Annotated in this window: 16 protein-coding genes and 1 other annotated feature; of the genes, 11 read left to right on the top strand and 5 right to left on the bottom strand. The window is 43.0% G+C overall.

The genetic code is table 11. The features are described from left to right. Positions 1–129 precede the first annotated feature (129 nt). Positions 130–378, top strand: coding sequence for a YciN family protein (locus tag E5A76_RS17510; RefSeq protein ID WP_008986674.1), 249 nt, complete (start codon positions 130–132; stop codon positions 376–378). Between the two features lie 59 nt (positions 379–437). Here E5A76_RS17510 and sohB read toward each other — a convergent pair whose 3' ends face one another. Next, entirely contained in the window at positions 438–1,499 is a 1,062-nt protein-coding gene (sohB, locus tag E5A76_RS17505; RefSeq protein WP_053988354.1) for a protease SohB, read from the bottom strand. Between the two features lie 266 nt (positions 1,500–1,765). On the opposite strand from sohB, the gene E5A76_RS17500 reads away from it, so the two are divergent. After that, complete coding sequence (locus E5A76_RS17500) at positions 1,766–2,539, top strand: YciK family oxidoreductase (protein ID WP_161119719.1); 774 nt, start codon at positions 1,766–1,768, stop codon at positions 2,537–2,539. 79 nt (positions 2,540–2,618) lie between these two features. On the opposite strand, the gene E5A76_RS17495 is transcribed toward E5A76_RS17500, so the two are convergent. The 4 genes from E5A76_RS17495 to rnm all read right to left on the bottom strand — a co-directional run bounded on the left by E5A76_RS17495 (position 2,619) and on the right by rnm (position 6,699). After that, positions 2,619–3,500, bottom strand: a complete 882-nt coding sequence (locus E5A76_RS17495; protein WP_161119718.1) for a DMT family transporter — start codon at positions 3,498–3,500, stop codon at positions 2,619–2,621. Positions 3,501–3,753: 253 nt separating this feature from the next. After that, positions 3,754–4,848 carry a 23S rRNA pseudouridine(2605) synthase RluB gene (gene rluB, locus E5A76_RS17490; protein ID WP_053988357.1) on the bottom strand — a complete coding sequence of 365 codons (1,095 nt, stop codon included), beginning with the start codon at positions 4,846–4,848 and terminating at the stop codon, positions 3,754–3,756. 340 nt (positions 4,849–5,188) lie between these two features. Then, complete coding sequence (locus E5A76_RS17485) at positions 5,189–5,809, bottom strand: L-threonylcarbamoyladenylate synthase (RefSeq protein WP_023932850.1); 621 nt, start codon at positions 5,807–5,809, stop codon at positions 5,189–5,191. Then, a complete protein-coding gene (rnm, locus tag E5A76_RS17480; RefSeq protein WP_161119717.1) occupies positions 5,809–6,699 on the bottom strand; it encodes an RNase RNM in 891 nt (296 codons plus the stop codon). Before rnm ends, E5A76_RS17485 begins: the two co-directional genes overlap by 1 nt. Before the next feature lie 177 nt (positions 6,700–6,876). After that, positions 6,877–6,972: a sequence feature (Trp leader region), on the top strand. A 67-nt stretch (positions 6,973–7,039) separates the two neighbouring features. Between rnm and aroF the strand changes: the two genes are divergently transcribed. From aroF to E5A76_RS17435, 9 genes are all read left to right on the top strand, one after another. Continuing rightward, positions 7,040–8,053 (top strand): 3-deoxy-7-phosphoheptulonate synthase, encoded by a 1,014-nt coding sequence (gene aroF, locus E5A76_RS17475; RefSeq protein ID WP_061011944.1) that lies wholly within the window; start codon positions 7,040–7,042, stop codon positions 8,051–8,053. After that, complete coding sequence (locus E5A76_RS17470) at positions 8,050–9,645, top strand: anthranilate synthase component 1 (RefSeq protein ID WP_161119716.1); 1,596 nt, start codon at positions 8,050–8,052, stop codon at positions 9,643–9,645. Before aroF ends, E5A76_RS17470 begins: the two co-directional genes overlap by 4 nt. An 11-nt stretch (positions 9,646–9,656) precedes the next feature. Further along, positions 9,657–10,265 carry an aminodeoxychorismate/anthranilate synthase component II gene (locus tag E5A76_RS17465; RefSeq protein WP_161119715.1) on the top strand — a complete coding sequence of 203 codons (609 nt, stop codon included), beginning with the start codon at positions 9,657–9,659 and terminating at the stop codon, positions 10,263–10,265. A gap of 25 nt (positions 10,266–10,290) precedes the next feature. After that, a complete protein-coding gene (gene trpD, locus E5A76_RS17460) occupies positions 10,291–11,301 on the top strand; it encodes an anthranilate phosphoribosyltransferase (RefSeq protein ID WP_161119714.1) in 1,011 nt (336 codons plus the stop codon). Between the two features lie 2 nt (positions 11,302–11,303). Continuing rightward, positions 11,304–12,704: a bifunctional indole-3-glycerol-phosphate synthase TrpC/phosphoribosylanthranilate isomerase TrpF gene (gene trpCF / locus E5A76_RS17455; RefSeq protein WP_161119713.1), complete on the top strand. Its 1,401-nt coding sequence runs from the start codon at positions 11,304–11,306 to the stop codon at positions 12,702–12,704. A gap of 2 nt (positions 12,705–12,706) precedes the next feature. Next, positions 12,707–13,897 carry a tryptophan synthase subunit beta gene (gene trpB / locus E5A76_RS17450; protein ID WP_161119712.1) on the top strand — a complete coding sequence of 397 codons (1,191 nt, stop codon included), beginning with the start codon at positions 12,707–12,709 and terminating at the stop codon, positions 13,895–13,897. Further along, a complete protein-coding gene (gene trpA / locus E5A76_RS17445) occupies positions 13,897–14,703 on the top strand; it encodes a tryptophan synthase subunit alpha (RefSeq protein WP_161119711.1) in 807 nt (268 codons plus the stop codon). Before trpB ends, trpA begins: the two co-directional genes overlap by 1 nt. Before the next feature lie 281 nt (positions 14,704–14,984). Beyond that, positions 14,985–16,223, top strand: a complete 1,239-nt coding sequence (locus E5A76_RS17440; RefSeq protein WP_161119710.1) for a dicarboxylate/amino acid:cation symporter — start codon at positions 14,985–14,987, stop codon at positions 16,221–16,223. A 124-nt stretch (positions 16,224–16,347) separates the two neighbouring features. Further along, on the top strand, positions 16,348–16,462 hold a 115-nt coding region (locus tag E5A76_RS17435), incomplete at its 3' end, for a septation protein IspZ (protein WP_187695681.1).

Here is a 16,462-nt window from a genome sequence, read left to right as displayed (position 1 = left end):
ATAAAAAATTTAAAACTGATATTCTGTTATCACTGATTAATAATTAAACATTCTTTATCTGCGACTATTTGTTTTATTCAATTAACTTAAATAGACTACACTCGCTATTCAATTGTTTGAGACTTTAATATGAGTAATAAAAACCCAATTTCATCAACTGATTTACTAATGATTGCAAACCAAATCATTCAAGATCAAGAGTCTTATATTGATGGTATGCGCGCAACATCTGTAGAAGAGCGTGATGGCGTTTTAATCTTTAAGGGTGAATACTTTCTTGATGACGAAGGACTGCCAACAGCCAACACAACAGCAGTCTTTAATATGTTCAAATTGCTAGCGCATAAGCTTTCTCCTGAGTTCACTTTAGCTGACTAATTGAGCTCAACATAAAAAAACCCGCACGCTGCGGGTTTTCATTTATCATTCAAAGCATATTACATGAATGGGCGTTGACCACGTGCAACCCACTTCATCAGTAGATTATCTGCCGCATCACCTGACGCACCAGCAAGTTTTTCTGCAAGCTTCTTACGACGAACATACTTCACTTTCAGCACTTCACGATCTTTACATGCTTCAGTGATTAAGTCGTCACTGGTTGAAATTTGATCCACTAATCCAAGCTCTAGTGCTTGTTGACCAAACCAGTGCTCACCTGTCGCTACTTTTTCAAGATCTAACTCTGGACGATGAACTGCAATAAAGTTCTTAAATAAGCCGTGTGTTTCTTCAATTTCTGTTTGGAATTTCTCACGTGCTTTATCGGTGTTTTCGCCAAACATAGTTAATGTGCGCTTAAACTCACCAGCTGTGATTTGCTCGTAATCGATATCGTTCTTTTTCAGTAACTTATTAAAGTTAGGAAGCTGAGCAATAACGCCAATTGAGCCCACAATCGCAAATGGTGCAGAAACAATCTTATCAGCCACACACGCCATCATATAACCGCCACTTGCAGCGACTTTATCAACAGAAACAGTTAGCTTAATACCCGCAGCTTTTAAGCGATCAAGCTGAGAAGATGCTAGGCCGTAACCGTGAACCATACCGCCGCCTGTTTCGAGACGAAGTAACACTTCATCACCTTCAATAGCAACAGCAAGAATTGCAGTAATTTCTTCACGTAATGAAGAGACTTCGCGCGCATCTAAACTACCGTGGAAATCAACCACAAATAAACGAGGTTCACGTGAAGTATCTAAGCTGCCATTTTTAGCCGCTTGCTTCACTTCTTGTTGACGAGCTTTATCTTTTTCTTTCTCTGATTTTTTCTCTGCTTTATCGCGTGCTTTCAGCAGGGCTTTATCAAACAGGTGCGACTCTAACTGATTCACAGTATCTTTGTACTGCTCCGTTAAGTCAGTCACTTCTAGTTCACCTTTTTGTGAACCATGACGACCATTTAGGGCTTTTACTAGTACCAAAACACCAACAATGGCAACCACAACAGTCGCGATTTTGGCGAAAAATAGTCCATAATCAAATAAAAATTCCAATATCCAATCCTCTTTGTTGGCAATACAAAAGCGCCATAACGTATTGTAACTGTGATATCACTTTCATCGCTATCTTCTCTTTCAGAAAAAGAAAATGAATCCGACCATAGATCACGACTTAAGATGAAAGGAAATTCTCTCAGCAAGTAAATTCTGATATGTTTCGTTAGTAGTAATCTATATTTTTACCAAGCTCAATACTTGGTGCGGTTTTAGACTAAATTTCAACCGAATAACAATAAAAACAACATAAGAAGGAAGCTAATGTGGAATACCAGATCGCTGCAGACTCTCTCAAAGATCGCGTTATTTTAGTTACTGGTGCAGGTGACGGCATTGGACGCGAAGCCGCTATTCAATACGCAGCTCATGGTGCAACTGTCATTTTATTGGGAAGAACAGTCGCAAAATTAGAAGCTGTTTATGATGAAATTGAAGCTCTCGGTTATATCCAGCCAGCTATCATCCCGCTAGATTTAATGGGCGCAACTAAGCAACATTATCTGGATATGGTCGATACTATCGAACAGCAATTTGGACGTTTAGATGGCGTGCTACATAATGCAGGTCTCCTTGGCGTTTTAAGCCCATTAGAGCAAATTGAAGAATCAACATTTGATGATGTGATGCAAGTAAACGTAAAAGCGCAGTTCTTGCTAACACAAGCGATCATTCCATTGATTAAGAAAGCCCCTGATGGTCGCATTATATTTACCTCATCTACGGTTGGTCACAGTGGTCGTGCATTCTGGGGCAGTTACTCGATTTCTAAATTTGCGACTGAAGGCATGATGCAGGTGTTAGCTGACGAGCTCAGCAATACCAATGTGAAAGTGAACGCCATTAATCCTGGCGGCACACGTACAGGTATGCGCGCGCAAGCGTTTCCAGCAGAAGATGTGACACAACTAAAAACACCCAAAGATATTATGCCGTTATACCTTTATTTAATGGGGTCAGAAAGCCAACACGTTTCAGGTAAATGTATTGATGCACAACCAAAGCTAAAACCAGCATTTAGCAATGAAGAAGAAGAGTAACAACTAAGCTTATTCTTTGTTATTTAAACGAAAAAGCCGACACAAACGTCGGCTTTTCTATCTCTAAATATTTTATTTTCTATTGGCTAGTTTTGAGTTGTTTTCGCCATTGCCAAGCAAATAATCCTGATAAGGTTAGCACTACAACGGCAGAGCCTAATAACACATTAGAAGTCGGTGTTTCACCAACAATCAGCCACACTAATAATGGACCAAACAACACTTCAAGCAATAAGATCAAGCTGGTTTCTGCTGCAGGTAAATAGCGAGGTCCATGAGCAATCAAATAGAAAGACAATGGGATCACAACGCCGCCCAATAAAAACATCTCTATTGCTTGGCGCATATCGAGTGCAAAAGGTTTTGCCCCCACCACTAACGAAATAATCGAGGTAAATACCCCTGCAAGGATGATGTAAACAGAACCTAGCTGCCCTTGAGTTTTACGCAACGCAACAAGGTACACCGCAATAGCAATCGCTGAGACAAGCGCCAGAGAATCGCCACGCAGCTCATCTACCGTTGGGTGATAACCAAAGACTAAACCTATCCCGCCAACAGCAATAATAATCGCCATTACTGTTGCTTTATCTAGCTTCTCTTTTAAGAAAAAGAAGCCAATAACAGCAGTAAATAATGGCGCTGTATTAGTGATCACCAAGGTACTCGCGACTTGAGTATTATCCAATGAGAGCACAAAACAGATAGTCGATGCACTAAACAGCCCTGCTGTGATCAAGGTTAACAACGATGGACGCAGTAAATGCTGAGTGATCACTTTTCTATCAGTGAACCACTGCACCATAAACAACATCACTGCAGGCAAAAATCCTCGCCAGAAGATCAATGTCCACTCACTACTGTCTATTAAACGGACGAGTAACGTATCAAAACTTAAGACAATCACACCCAACAAGGTGATTAATCGGCCCCGTTGTTGCCCTTTTAATGCCTCTAACATTGTTACACTCACATATTATGCGTTATTCGTTCGAATCCCTTCACTGTATCCCTGTAATGTCATGATGCTGACTTCTGCATCTTGGTTGGCTTAAGCCTGCACTTTGCATGTTACTTAGATATAGCATGCATCACAGCAATTAATAATACTTTTGATAAAGTACACACCTTGGTTATACCACGTCATTTTTAAGATACAAAAAAACCGACGCTTGGTCGGTTTTTTATTAATCAGTCTCGTATTAAATCTAAGATTACTTACGAGTACGTGGTTTTGCTGGCTTGTTCGCTAATGGGTTACGGCGATTAGCTGCATTGCCTGAAGGCTTACGCTTACCTGAGGACTGTGGCTTACCACTGTCATTTCGGTTGTCACGACCCTTTGCAGGTTGTGAACGACCGCTACCACGACGTTCGTTTTGCTGTGACTCAACTTCTGCGTTACGGCTAGCACCTGGGTTACGACGATCGTTGTTACGACCACGACGACCACGAGCGTTACCATTACCTGTTTCAATACGCTCTTCGTGACGACGAACAGCACGACGAATTTGGCGAATGCCTTTCTTACGCTTTTGACCTTCAACAGTCAGTGCTGTTTCAGTCTCAGGTGGTAGCTCTACTGTTGCGCGAAGTTCGTTCACTTCTTTTAGCTCTAGCTCGCTCCAACCACCACGAGGCATGTCTTTGGTTAGGTAAACATCACCGTAACGAACACGCTTTAGACGGCTTACTGTTACGCCTTGTGAATCCCATAAACGACGAACCTCACGGTTACGACCTTCAGTGATCACAACGTAGAAAGTATGGTTCATACCTTCACCACCAGCGTAAACCACATCTTCAAAACGTGCTAAACCATCTTCTAGTTCAACACCTTTAACAAGGTTCTTCACCATTTGCTCTGTCACGTCACCGAATACACGTACCATGTATTCACGCTCAACTGTACGGCTTGGGTGCATTAGACGGTTTGCAAGCTCACCATCAGTAGTAAATAACAATAGACCTGATGTGTTTGCATCAAGACGACCTACCGATACCCAGCGACCTGTATTTAAGCGAGGAAGACGATCAAATACAGTACGGCGACCTTCAGGATCGTGACGAGTACATAACTCACCTTCTGGCTTGTTGTACGCCAAAATACGGCAGATTTCTTCATCAGAAGAGATAAGCTCAATACGGTGACCATCCACACGTACGTTTGCAGTCATATCTTCAAGACGATCGCCAAGTTTTGCCACAACACCATCAACACTTACGCGGCCGTTTTGGATCATTAGTTCGATTTCACGACGTGAACCTTGGCCAGCTCGTGCCAATACCTTCTGTAATTTTTCACTCATTTTTAGACAAACCTTTGTCGCCTTCACAGGCGTCGAAATACTCATCAAAACATCTCGGACTATAATTTACTTTTATAATCAGTAAATTAGGAAGTCAAAATGATTTATGCGAATAGCAATAATTTGGATTCTGTGCGAGGTTTTAACACTCAACATAAATCAGAATATGGGGGCGCATTATGCCAAAATACGACTTCGTTAGCTATAAAAAAGATAGTTGATATCTCAGGTAATTTACCGATAAATCAACAAAATAAAATGTCCCAAAACGAAAAAAGCAAACAGCTAAAAACTAACTGTTTGCTTTTATTGAAGTTACGCTTTGAACGATAACAACAGATTATTCAAACGGTGTCACATCACCAGCACCTACACGAACAATATCAATTTCACCTTCACTGAAATCAATCACTGTTGTAGGTTGTTCACCTAAATAACCACCATGCATGATCAAATCAACGGCATGCTCTAGTTTATCGCGGATTTCATCCGGATCAGATTCCGTCGTATCGTTACCCGGCAAAATCAAAGACGTTGACATTAACGGCTCGCCCAACGCTTCAAGTAGTGCTAAAGCAATTGCATTATCAGGCACACGAATACCGATCGTTTTACGCTTAGCGTTCATTAAACGACGTGGCACTTCTTTAGTACCTTTGAAAATAAAGGTATAAGCCCCCGGTGTATTATTACGTAGTAAACGGAACGCAACATTATCAACACGGGTATACAAAGATAGCTCTGATAAATCTCGGCACAACAAGGTAAAGTTATGCTTTTCGTTTAAACGACGAATTTGGCAAATACGCTCAAGTGCCGCTTTATTTTCAAGCTGACATCCTAACGCATAACCAGAATCTGTTGGGTACACCACCACACCGCCATTTTTAATAATTTCTACCGCTTGTTTAATTAAACGGGCTTGTGGGGTTTCGGGATGCACATAAAAAAATTGACTCATTATTCCTCCTTTGAGGCAGCAGCTTCAGCTTGAAGCTCTACCTCTACTCGCTTTTTCTCCACTTCCCAGTCATGCCAAATTGCTGGCACATCTTTTGGTAGCCACAAGTTACGTCCTAATTCTGTCCACGGTGATTGATAGTGGAAATCAGAACCTTGTGAAGCAAGTAAATTATATTGTATGGCGTAATCCCCTAAGGTACGTCGTTCTTGTGGTGCTTGTTGAGGCTGGGCAACTTCCATTCCGTCACCACCCACTTCGATAAAATGTTGGATCAAACGCTTAAGCCATTTTGCCGTCATGTTGTAACGACCGGGATGAGCAATAATAGCTTTACCACCCGCTTGATGGATGATTTCAATCGCCTCGGCAATCGTACCCCAATTAGGCGGCACATAACCTGGATTGCTACGGGTTAAGAACTTCTTAAATACAGCCTGCATTGTCTTAGCATAGCCTTGATCGACAATCCAACGTGCAAAGTGTGCACGAGTCACTGATGCATCGCCAGCGAGTGCTGCTGCTCCTTCATAAGCGCCTGGCATTCTATTTTTTTCTAATCGCGCACCGATTTCTTTTGCACGAGCAAGGCGACGCTGCGCTTGTTCATCAATAAACGAAAGTAATGCAGGATTATTAGGATCTATATTAAGCCCAACTATATGAATATCAAAGTTTTGCCATACGGTAGATATCTCAATACCGTTGATTAATGTGATCGGCAAATCTTCTTGCTCAATCACGCTATGGGCTTCATGTAAGCCAGCAACTGTATCGTGATCAGTAATAGCAAGGATATCGACCCGCATATCTACGGCACGTCGAACCAATTCTTGCGGCGTTAAGCGACCGTCTGACGCTGTAGTATGGCTGTGTAAATCAAACAACATAAGTTTTATTCTTGACTTTATAATCGTAAACTAGTTTACTAGTACATAAATACCAAGTATCCAATACTTGATTGCTTTGCTGATTCGGTTAATGAACCTGATAGCAAAAATGTAACTAATGCCTAATAGGACTCTTACATGGTACAGCAAATTCACCAGCAACAATGCGTTTTCTTCAATAATTGGTGGTGGCACTCCCATTAACGGGCGGTGTGAATTGCTGTATTTAGAGCAAAAGAACAACAAGCCCGCAGCCTTCGCGGGCTTTTTTATAACTCAATACTTTAGCGGTACATCACACACATTCAGTCACCAAAGCGAATTTATACAAGGATGCCTTATGATTATTGTCTTAAAACCACAAGCAACAGAAGCTGATGCCAATATTCTCCTCACTAAAATTGCGAACCTTGGTCTTAAACCGCTTTATATGCCGGGTAGTGAACGCATCGTGCTTGGCGCATTAGGTGATGAACGTGTCCTACAAAGCCTCAATATTCACGCCGATCCTCTGGTTGAATCCGTCAAACCCATTCTAACCAAATACAAATTAGTGAGCCGAGAAGTGCAAGCCCACAATACTGTTGTTCGTTTTGGCTCAGCAGCGGTTGGCGGTGATCGTTTTGCCGTTATTGCAGGCCCTTGCTCTGTCGAATCAGAACAACAACTCCTCTCTGTTGCTGAAATGGTCAAATCTCATGGTGCTATGGCACTACGTGGCGGCGCTTATAAACCACGTACCAGCCCTTATGATTTCCAAGGGCTTGGTGTCGAAGGGTTAAAATTGTTAAAACAAGCCAATGACATGCTCGGTATTCCAACCGTTTCTGAAGTAATGGATGTGAGCCAAGTTGAAAAAATGACTCAATATGTTGATTGTTTTCAAATTGGTGCGCGAAATATGCAAAACTATGGATTGTTAAAAATTGTCGGTGAAAGTAAAAAACCGATCTTGCTCAAACGCGGACTTTCAGCCACTATCGAGGAATTGCTACTCGCTGCGGAGTACATTTACGACGCCGGTAACCCGAATATCATTCTTTGTGAGCGTGGCATTCGCACCTTTGAGACAGCAACAAGAAATACATTGGATCTCAATGCAGTCGCTTACCTTAAGCAACATACCCACTTACCAGTGCTGGTCGACCCAAGCCATGGAACGGGAATTCGTGAGTTAGTGATCCCACTTTCACGAGCGGCTGCCGCAGTTGGGGCGGATGGCATCATTGTCGAATCACATTTAAATCCATGTGAAGCCTTATCTGATGGTCATCAAGCACTCACTGCACCAATGTTTGAACAATTAATGCAGGAATTAAAACCGTTTGTGGAAGCGGCAGGGAGAACGCTGTGAATACTCACTCAATAGGAAATCATCCACTAGGGCAAAACACATTAGCTGCTAATGAGATCGATCTTCTCAGCCTTGATGTACCTTATGTTGCCGATCCCACTGAACTGTACTTTTCAGTTTGTGGCGATCGCCCGCACAACCTTTTATTAGAATCAGCAGAAGTTGATTCTAAGCAAGATCTTAAAAGCTTAATGCTGGTCGATGCGGCAGTGCGTATTGTTTGCCGTGGTAAGGAAGTGACACTAGAAGCCTTAACCGGTAATGGTGTGAATGTTATTACCCATTTACAAAGCCAACTACCGAGCGATATTAAAGCAACCTTGGATGAAAACACCTTAACGCTGGTCTTTCCATCTAATGCCCATGATATTGATGAAGATAGCCGTTTACGCCAAACCTCATCATTTGATGCGTTGCGTTTAATCCAAAACGCATTTGATACCAAGCATCACCCGAAAGAAGCCTTATTCTTAGGTGGACTTTTTGCTTATGATTTAGTGGCAGACTTTGAGCCATTACCGGAAGTGAAACAAGACAATAACTGCCCTGACTATATCTTCTATATTGCTGAAACTTTGTTGATTATCGATCACCAACGTCGTAAAGGCACACTGCAAGCAACTTTGTTTGGTGGCAAACATTACACCAATAGCTATCACGATTTAAGTCGTCGCCTGCAAGCGATTAAAGAGATCTGTTTAAATCCACAGCCAGTGCCACCAGCACAAGTACTTGCTCAATGTGAACCTATCGCTTCTATCAATGACGAAGATTTCTGCCAAACGGTCGACAATCTCAAGCAGTACGTGATCAGCGGTGATGTGTTCCAAGTGGTGCCATCACGCCAATTTACCTTGCCATGCCCTTCTCCACTGGCGGCATACAAGGCCCTTAAAGTTGGCAACCCAAGTCCATACATGTTCTTTTTACAAGATTCAGACTTCACCTTATTTGGCGCATCACCTGAAAGTGCACTCAAATATTGCTCTGATTCAAATCAGGTAGAAATCTACCCAATAGCAGGAACACGCCCTCGTGGTAAAAATAACGATGGCTCAATCAATCTTGATTTAGATGGCCGCATTGAACTGGAACTGCGTTGCGATACCAAAGAAAACGCTGAACACATGATGCTGGTAGATCTAGCTCGTAATGATGTCGCAAGGATCAGTGAAGCTGGTAGCCGTTATGTTGCAGATTTACTAAAAGTTGATCGCTATAGCCACGTAATGCATTTGGTTTCTCGAGTGGTTGGTCAACTGCGTAGCGATCTTGATGCCCTGCATGCTTATCAAGCCTGTATGAACATGGGCACATTAACAGGTGCGCCAAAGATTCGTGCTATGCAGCTTATCCGTGATGTTGAGCAACGCCGTCGTGGTAGTTATGGCGGAGCTGTCGGCTATCTTACAGGTCATGGTGATATGGATACCTGTATCGTGATCCGTTCTGCTTACGTTGAAAATGGCATTGCCAGTGTTCAAGCAGGCGCTGGTGTGGTTTACGATTCAGTACCTCAAGCCGAAGCCGATGAAACACGCGGTAAAGCCCAAGCTGTGATTAACGCCATTCGCACTGCACATCAAGGTTAAGGAGAACCACAATGACAAACGCAACCCCAGCCCATATTGTGCTACTCGATAACTTTGATTCGTTTACTTATAACCTTGTTGATCAATTTCGCTCACTCGGTCACCCAGTAACAATCTACCGTAATAACTTATCCGCAGAGCACGTTGAAAACGCACTGGCTGAAAAAACAAATCCCGTTTTAGTGCTATCACCGGGACCTGGCGCACCAGCCGATGCTGGCTGTATGCCGGAATTAATCCTGCGTGTAAAAGGCAAAGTCCCAATGATTGGGATCTGTTTAGGCCATCAAGCCATTGTTGAAGCCTACGGCGGTAAGGTTTCAGGCGCAGGCGAAATTGTCCATGGTAAAGCGGCAATGATGAACCATAACCAACATACAGTGTTTGGTCGCTTGCCTAACCCGCTTTCTATTGCTCGTTACCACTCTTTGGTCGCAACAGAAGTACCAGCAAGCCTAACAACTATCGCAGATGTAAATGGCTTAGTCATGGCTGTACTGAACGAGCAAGATAAGGTTTGTGGCTTTCAATTCCACCCAGAGTCAATTTTAACGACCCAAGGGGCGGAGCTTTTAACACACACCTTAAATTGGGTAACAAGCCCAAATCCAAACGAATAAATTCAAAGCATTAAGGATGATGATTATGGATAACAAAATTTACGACATTGCCAATAAGCTCTACGACCAAGCATCTCTGAGCCAAGAAGAAAGTCACGCCTTGTTTGATGCCATTATCAAAGGTGAAGTGGATCCTATCTTGCTTTCGGCTGTATTAACCTCGCTAAAAATCAAAGGCGAAACACCTCAGGAAATTGCTGGTGCCGCCAGTGCGTTAGTGGCTAATGCCAACCCTTTCCCTCGCCCTGATTACGACTTTGCTGACATTGTTGGTACAGGTGGTGATGGTGCCAATACCATCAATATATCAACCACTGCGGCATTCGTTGCTGCTGCGTGTGGCATTAAAGTGGCGAAACACGGTAACCGTGGCGTTTCCAGTAAATCTGGCTCATCCGATCTACTTGATAAGTTTGGGATCAACCTGGCGATGACACCAGAAAACGCCCGTGGCGCATTAGATGAACTTGGCGTGTGTTTTTTGTTTGCCCCTGAATATCATGGTGGTGTTCGTCATGCGATGCCTGTACGTCAAACATTAAAAACCCGCACCATCTTTAATGTATTGGGGCCATTAATTAACCCTGCCAAACCTAACATTGAGTTGATGGGGGTTTACGATAACAGCCTCGTTCGCCCGATTGCAGAAACCATGGCAACCATGGGCATGAAACGTGCGGCTGTGGTTCACGGTAGCGGTTTAGACGAAGTGGCAATTCATGGTGAAACCCATGTTGCAGAAATCATCAACGGTGAAATCACAGAATATACCCTAACCCCTGCTGATTTCGGTTTGGACACTTACCCGTTAGAAGCAATCAAAGGCGGTGAGCCAGAAGAAAACCGCGCCATTATCACCAATATTTTAACGGGTAAAGGTACGCCAGCCCAAGTAGGCGCAGTCGCTGTTAACGTAGCACTGCTATTACGCTTATTTGGTCAAGAAGATCTAAAACAAAATACACAACAAGCCATTGAAGTCATGCAATCTGGCAAAGCGTTTGAGTTAGTAGAAAAATTGGCAGCACGAGGATAATCATGGAAACAGTATTAGCAAAAATTGTTGCTGACAAAAAGATTTGGGTAGAAGCACGTAAAGCGTCACAGCCACTTGATTCATTTATAAATGATCTTGTCCCAAGTGATCGTGATTTTTACCAAGCGCTCGCATCTAATACCGATCACGGTGTAGAGCGTCCTGCTTTTATTCTGGAATGTAAAAAAGCATCACCGTCGAAAGGCTTAATCCGTGATGATTTTAACCTTGGTTACATTGCGAGCGTGTACAACAACTACGCCAGTGCTATTTCTGTCTTAACCGATGAAAAGTACTTCCAAGGTAACTTTGAGTTTCTACCTCAAGTTCGTAGTCAGGTACGCCAGCCGGTATTGTGTAAAGACTTCATGGTTGATACCTACCAAGTCTATTTAGCACGTCACTATCAAGCCGATGCGATTTTACTGATGCTATCTGTGCTTAATGACGAGGAATACCAAACCCTTGCTGATGTTGCTAATGAGTTGAATCTTGGCATTTTAACTGAAGTCAGCAACGAAGAAGAGCTTGAACGAGCAATCAAGCTTAACGCTAAAGTTGTCGGCATTAACAACCGTAACTTACGTGACTTAAGCATTGATTTAAACCGCACAAAACAGCTTGCGCCTAAACTATCGCAAGACACCATTGTAATTTCAGAGTCAGGTATTTACACCAATCAAGAAGTACGTGATCTCGCAGCTTTTGCTAACGGCTTCTTAATTGGTAGCTCATTAATGGCAGAGGATAACCTTGATCTTGCGGTTCGTCGCGTACTGTTTGGTGAAAACAAAGTCTGTGGTTTAACCCAAGCCAAAGATGCCACGGCTGCCTATCAAAATGGCGCCGTTTACGGTGGTTTGATCTTTGTTCCTGCATCACCTCGTTATATTGATATTGAACAAGCTCGCCATGTAATGACAGGTGCTCCGCTTCACTTTGTCGGAGTCTTCCAAAATGCAGCAGTTAAAGAGGTTAGCCATGTTGCCAACCACCTCTCATTAGCTGCGGTTCAGCTTCATGGTGACGAAACCCAAGAGTACATCAATGAGCTTCGAGCAAGCTTACCGAAAGCCTGCCAGATTTGGAAAGCACACGGTGTGGCAGAGACCCTTCCTGAACTGAAGGATTTTACCGTTGATAAACACCTTGTTGATAGTAAAGTAGGTAATCAAAGTGGTGGTACTGGAACGAGCTTCGATTGGTCATTGATCCAAAGTAGCGATCGCAAAGGTATATTACTGGCTGGTGGCTTAAATGCAGATAACGCACAACAAGCAGCAGCATTAGGATTTGATGGCCTTGACTTAAACTCTGGTGTGGAAAGTGCACCAGGGCAAAAAGACCCGAATAAATTGGATGCGGCATTCGCGGCAATCAAAAATATTAAGGACAATAAATAATTATGAGCAAATTAAATGCCTTCTTTGGTGAATTTGGTGGTCAGTACGTACCACAAATTTTAGTCCCAGCGTTGGACCAACTGGAAGATGCGTTTATCGAAGCGCAACAAGATCCAAGTTTCCAACAAGAATTCATTACACTACTAAAAGAGTACGCTGGTCGCCCAACCGCCCTTACGCTATGTCAGAACCTCACCAAAGGTACCAACACTAAGCTGTACCTAAAGCGTGAAGACTTACTGCATGGCGGCGCACACAAAACTAACCAAGTATTAGGCCAAGCATTACTTGCTAAACGCATGGGCAAAAACGAGATCATCGCTGAAACAGGTGCTGGTCAACACGGAGTTGCAACCGCTCTTGCCTGCGCCCTATTAGGTCTGAAATGTCGTGTTTACATGGGCGCAAAAGATGTTGAGCGTCAAAGCCCGAACGTATTTCGCATGAAGCTAATGGGCGCTGAAGTGATCCCAGTCCACTCAGGCTCTGCAACGCTAAAAGATGCCTGTAACGAAGCTATGCGAGATTGGTCGGCAAGTTATGACAAAGCCCACTACTTGCTAGGTACTGCGGCAGGTCCTCACCCATTCCCGACGATTGTACGTGAGTTCCAACACATCATTGGTGAAGAGACAAAAGCACAAATTCTTGAAAAAGAAGGTCGTCTACCTGATGCGGTGATTGCTTGTGTTGGTGGTGGTTCAAATGCCATTGGTATGTTCGCAGACTTTATTAAAGAAACTGATGTTAAGTTAATTGGTGTAGAGCCTGCAGGTAAAGGTTTAGATACCGACATGCACGGTGCACCACTTAAACATGGCAAACTAGGTATTTTCTTCGGTATGAAAGCGCCACTGATGCAAGATGAGCATGGTCAAGTGGAAGAGTCTTACTCAGTTTCAGCGGGGCTTGATTTCCCATCGGTGGGCCCACAACACGCACATCTTAATGCCACTGGTCGTGCTGAATATGGTTCAGTAACAGACGATGAAGCATTGGAAGCATTCCAATTACTAGCACGTAATGAAGGTATCATTCCTGCATTGGAATCAGCACATGCACTAGCATACGCATTAAAACTGATCCAAGCAGAGCCTGAAAAAGAACAACTCTTAGTGGTGAATTTATCTGGTCGTGGTGACAAAGATATCTTTACTGTTCACGATATTTTAAAGGACAAGGGAGCACTGTAATGGATCGTTATCAAGAGTTATTCAGCACGTTGGCTGAGCGCAATGAAGGTGCCTTTGTTCCATTCGTTACCATTGGTGATCCCAATCCTGAGCAATCAATGCAGATCATCGATACTTTAGTTGAATCAGGTGCAGACGCATTAGAGCTAGGTATTCCATTTTCTGATCCGCTAGCAGATGGCCCAACCATTCAAGGGGCGACGATTCGTGCCTTAGCATCTGGTACAACACCAGCGTTGTGCTTTGAGATGCTAACGCAAATTCGCCAGAAATACCCAACACTGCCGATTGGTTTGCTGATGTACGCCAACCTTGTGTTTGCCGCAGGTATTGAAAACTTCTACCAGCAATGCGCAGAAGCGGGTGTAGATTCAGTGTTGATTGCTGACGTTCCTGTCAATGCATCACAAGAGTTTCGTAAAGCAGCAGTAAAATATGGTGTTCACCCTATTTTTATCGCGCCACCAAATGCAGACGAAGCCACACTTCAAGCTGTATCAGAGCTAGGCGGCGGTTACACTTATCTATTATCACGTGCAGGTGTTACTGGTGCTGAAACCAAAGCCGGCATGCCAATTGAACATTTGCTTTCAAGCCTTAAAGCACATAATGCACCACCCGCTATTTTAGGTTTCGGTATCTCATCCCCTGAGCAAGTCCGTGATGCTATTGAAGCCGGTGCGGCTGGTGCCATTTCAGGATCGGCAGTAGTCAAAATCATTGAGCAAAACCTTGGTGATAACAACCAAATGCTAGCGCAACTGGCTGAGTTTATTTCAGCAATGAAAGCGGCAAGCCTGCGCTAATTTACTCAATATAAAAGAAGCCTATGTTCCTCTTACGCTTAAGCGCTAAAAGGACATAGGCTTCTTTTTTGCGTCAAAAACGCCACACACATACTATCTTCGATGCATATTTAAAGGTGTTTTTTTACTGGCTTTGCGCAAAATATGGAATCAAATAATTGCCATTGCAGATTGTTGCATGTAAAAGACAGCTTTATAAAATATTGGTGTAACAATTAAAACAATACCAACACCTTATGTTACCGCTTTTAGCGCTTGCTTATGCATCACATATAGAGGTCATGATTGTGCAGAATAATGGAAATCTGATGAAAAACATTGGTGTTCAAGTTGTTATTGCCATGTTCTTAGGGACATTAGTTGGGGCTATGATGGGCCATGAAGCCTCTATCTTTGCGCCACTCGGCAGTATTTTTATTCATCTAATCAAAATGCTGGTGATCCCATTAGTTGCCGTTGCCATTATTTCAGGCGCAGCTGGGCTTGGAAATAGTCAATCAGCAGGAAAAGTGGGCGTCAGTACCTTACTCTTTTTCACCCTAACTTCAGCTATCGCAGTCTCCCTTGCCCTTTTTATGGGGCATATATTCAAACCGGGTGTGGGTGTCGATCTGAATGCTGTCTCAGGACTATTTGCCAAAACCTATGCCGATAAAGGTGAATTACCTACTTTTTGGAATACCGTATTGGGTATGATCCCAACCAATGTTTTCCAATCACTCACTGAAGCCAATATCTTACAAATTCTTGTTTTCTGTCTTTTCTTTGGTATTGCTATTTCTAAGTTAGAAAAAGAACGTCGCGATCCGCTGGTTAACGGTATTAATGCTATCGTGGATGCCATGGTGTGGATGATCAACATTGTTATGAAGATTGCACCATTAGGCGTATTTGGTTTGATGGCTGATGCCGTTGGCACCTTTGGTTTCGATGCTTTAATGGTGGTATTTAAACTGTTTGTGGTTTACGTTGCTGCAATTGCGATTTATGGCTTTATCTTCTACCCACTGCTAGTACAGGTATTGAGTAAAACGTCGGCTTTAACTTTCTTATCTGCCATGAAAAAGCCACAGATTGTTGCCCTTTCCACCGCCTCTTCAATGGCAACACTGCCTGTGAATATGGAAACCTGTGAAGAAGAATTAAAAGTGCGTAACTCTACCGCTTCTTTTGTCCTCCCATTAGGAGCAACGATTAATATGAGCGGTAATGCGATTTATTATGGTTTAGTTGCCATGTTCTTTGCCCAGATTTTCCAAGTTGATTTAAGTCTTGGCGCTTATATTGCGATTATCCTAACCTCAACCTTAGGTGCAGTCGGTCAGGCTGGAGTACCAGGGCCTTCTTTTCTCGTTGTCGCCGTGTTACTTGCCGCAGGTATTCCGATTGAAGGGCTACCACTGCTGTTCGCCTTAGATCGTATTTTTGACATGATCCGCACAGCTCTAAACATTACCGGTGATGCGGCTTGTGCCGTCATTATTGATGATCTAATCGAGCAGCAACCGACTCAAAAATAAACCTTATTCACAACGCTCAAGCTACTCTTTCATCAACAGGTGAAGAGTAGCTTTTTTTGATCGTTTTTCATTCATGATTCTAAAAAGGTATACTATCAATAATTCTTAGAAATGAGTTGTTGTAATGAAACAATTAATCGATTATATCCCCCTTATTATCTTCTTTATTTTATTTAAAACGAGCGGCATTTTTATTGCGACAGGCGCATTAATTGCGGCAACAGCTGTACAAATTGTAG

The organism is Photobacterium lucens, from assembly GCF_009873615.1.
GTDB classification, from domain to species: Bacteria; Pseudomonadota; Gammaproteobacteria; order Enterobacterales; family Vibrionaceae; genus Photobacterium; species Photobacterium lucens.
Note: the sequence above shows the minus strand (reverse complement) of the source record. Positions and strands in the feature narration are given on the sequence as shown.

What these genes read in the sequence shown, in the direction of transcription:
- trpD (WP_161119714.1), top strand. Translation starts at nt 10,291, where the DNA reads ATGGATAACAAAATTTACGACATTGCCAATAAGCTCTACGACCAAGCA.
- trpCF (WP_161119713.1), top strand. Translation starts at nt 11,304, where the DNA reads ATGGAAACAGTATTAGCAAAAATTGTTGCTGACAAAAAGATTTGGGTA.
- E5A76_RS17510 (WP_008986674.1), top strand. Translation starts at nt 130, where the DNA reads ATGAGTAATAAAAACCCAATTTCATCAACTGATTTACTAATGATTGCA.
- aroF (WP_061011944.1), top strand. Translation starts at nt 7,040, where the DNA reads ATGATTATTGTCTTAAAACCACAAGCAACAGAAGCTGATGCCAATATT.
- trpA (WP_161119711.1), top strand. Translation starts at nt 13,897, where the DNA reads ATGGATCGTTATCAAGAGTTATTCAGCACGTTGGCTGAGCGCAATGAA.
- trpB (WP_161119712.1), top strand. Translation starts at nt 12,707, where the DNA reads ATGAGCAAATTAAATGCCTTCTTTGGTGAATTTGGTGGTCAGTACGTA.
- rluB (WP_053988357.1), bottom strand. Translation starts at nt 4,848, where the DNA reads ATGAGTGAAAAATTACAGAAGGTATTGGCACGAGCTGGCCAAGGTTCA.
- E5A76_RS17485 (WP_023932850.1), bottom strand. Translation starts at nt 5,809, where the DNA reads ATGAGTCAATTTTTTTATGTGCATCCCGAAACCCCACAAGCCCGTTTA.
- E5A76_RS17465 (WP_161119715.1), top strand. Translation starts at nt 9,657, where the DNA reads ATGACAAACGCAACCCCAGCCCATATTGTGCTACTCGATAACTTTGAT.
- rnm (WP_161119717.1), bottom strand. Translation starts at nt 6,699, where the DNA reads ATGTTGTTTGATTTACACAGCCATACTACAGCGTCAGACGGTCGCTTA.
- E5A76_RS17440 (WP_161119710.1), top strand. Translation starts at nt 14,985, where the DNA reads ATGATTGTGCAGAATAATGGAAATCTGATGAAAAACATTGGTGTTCAA.
- E5A76_RS17495 (WP_161119718.1), bottom strand. Translation starts at nt 3,500, where the DNA reads ATGTTAGAGGCATTAAAAGGGCAACAACGGGGCCGATTAATCACCTTG.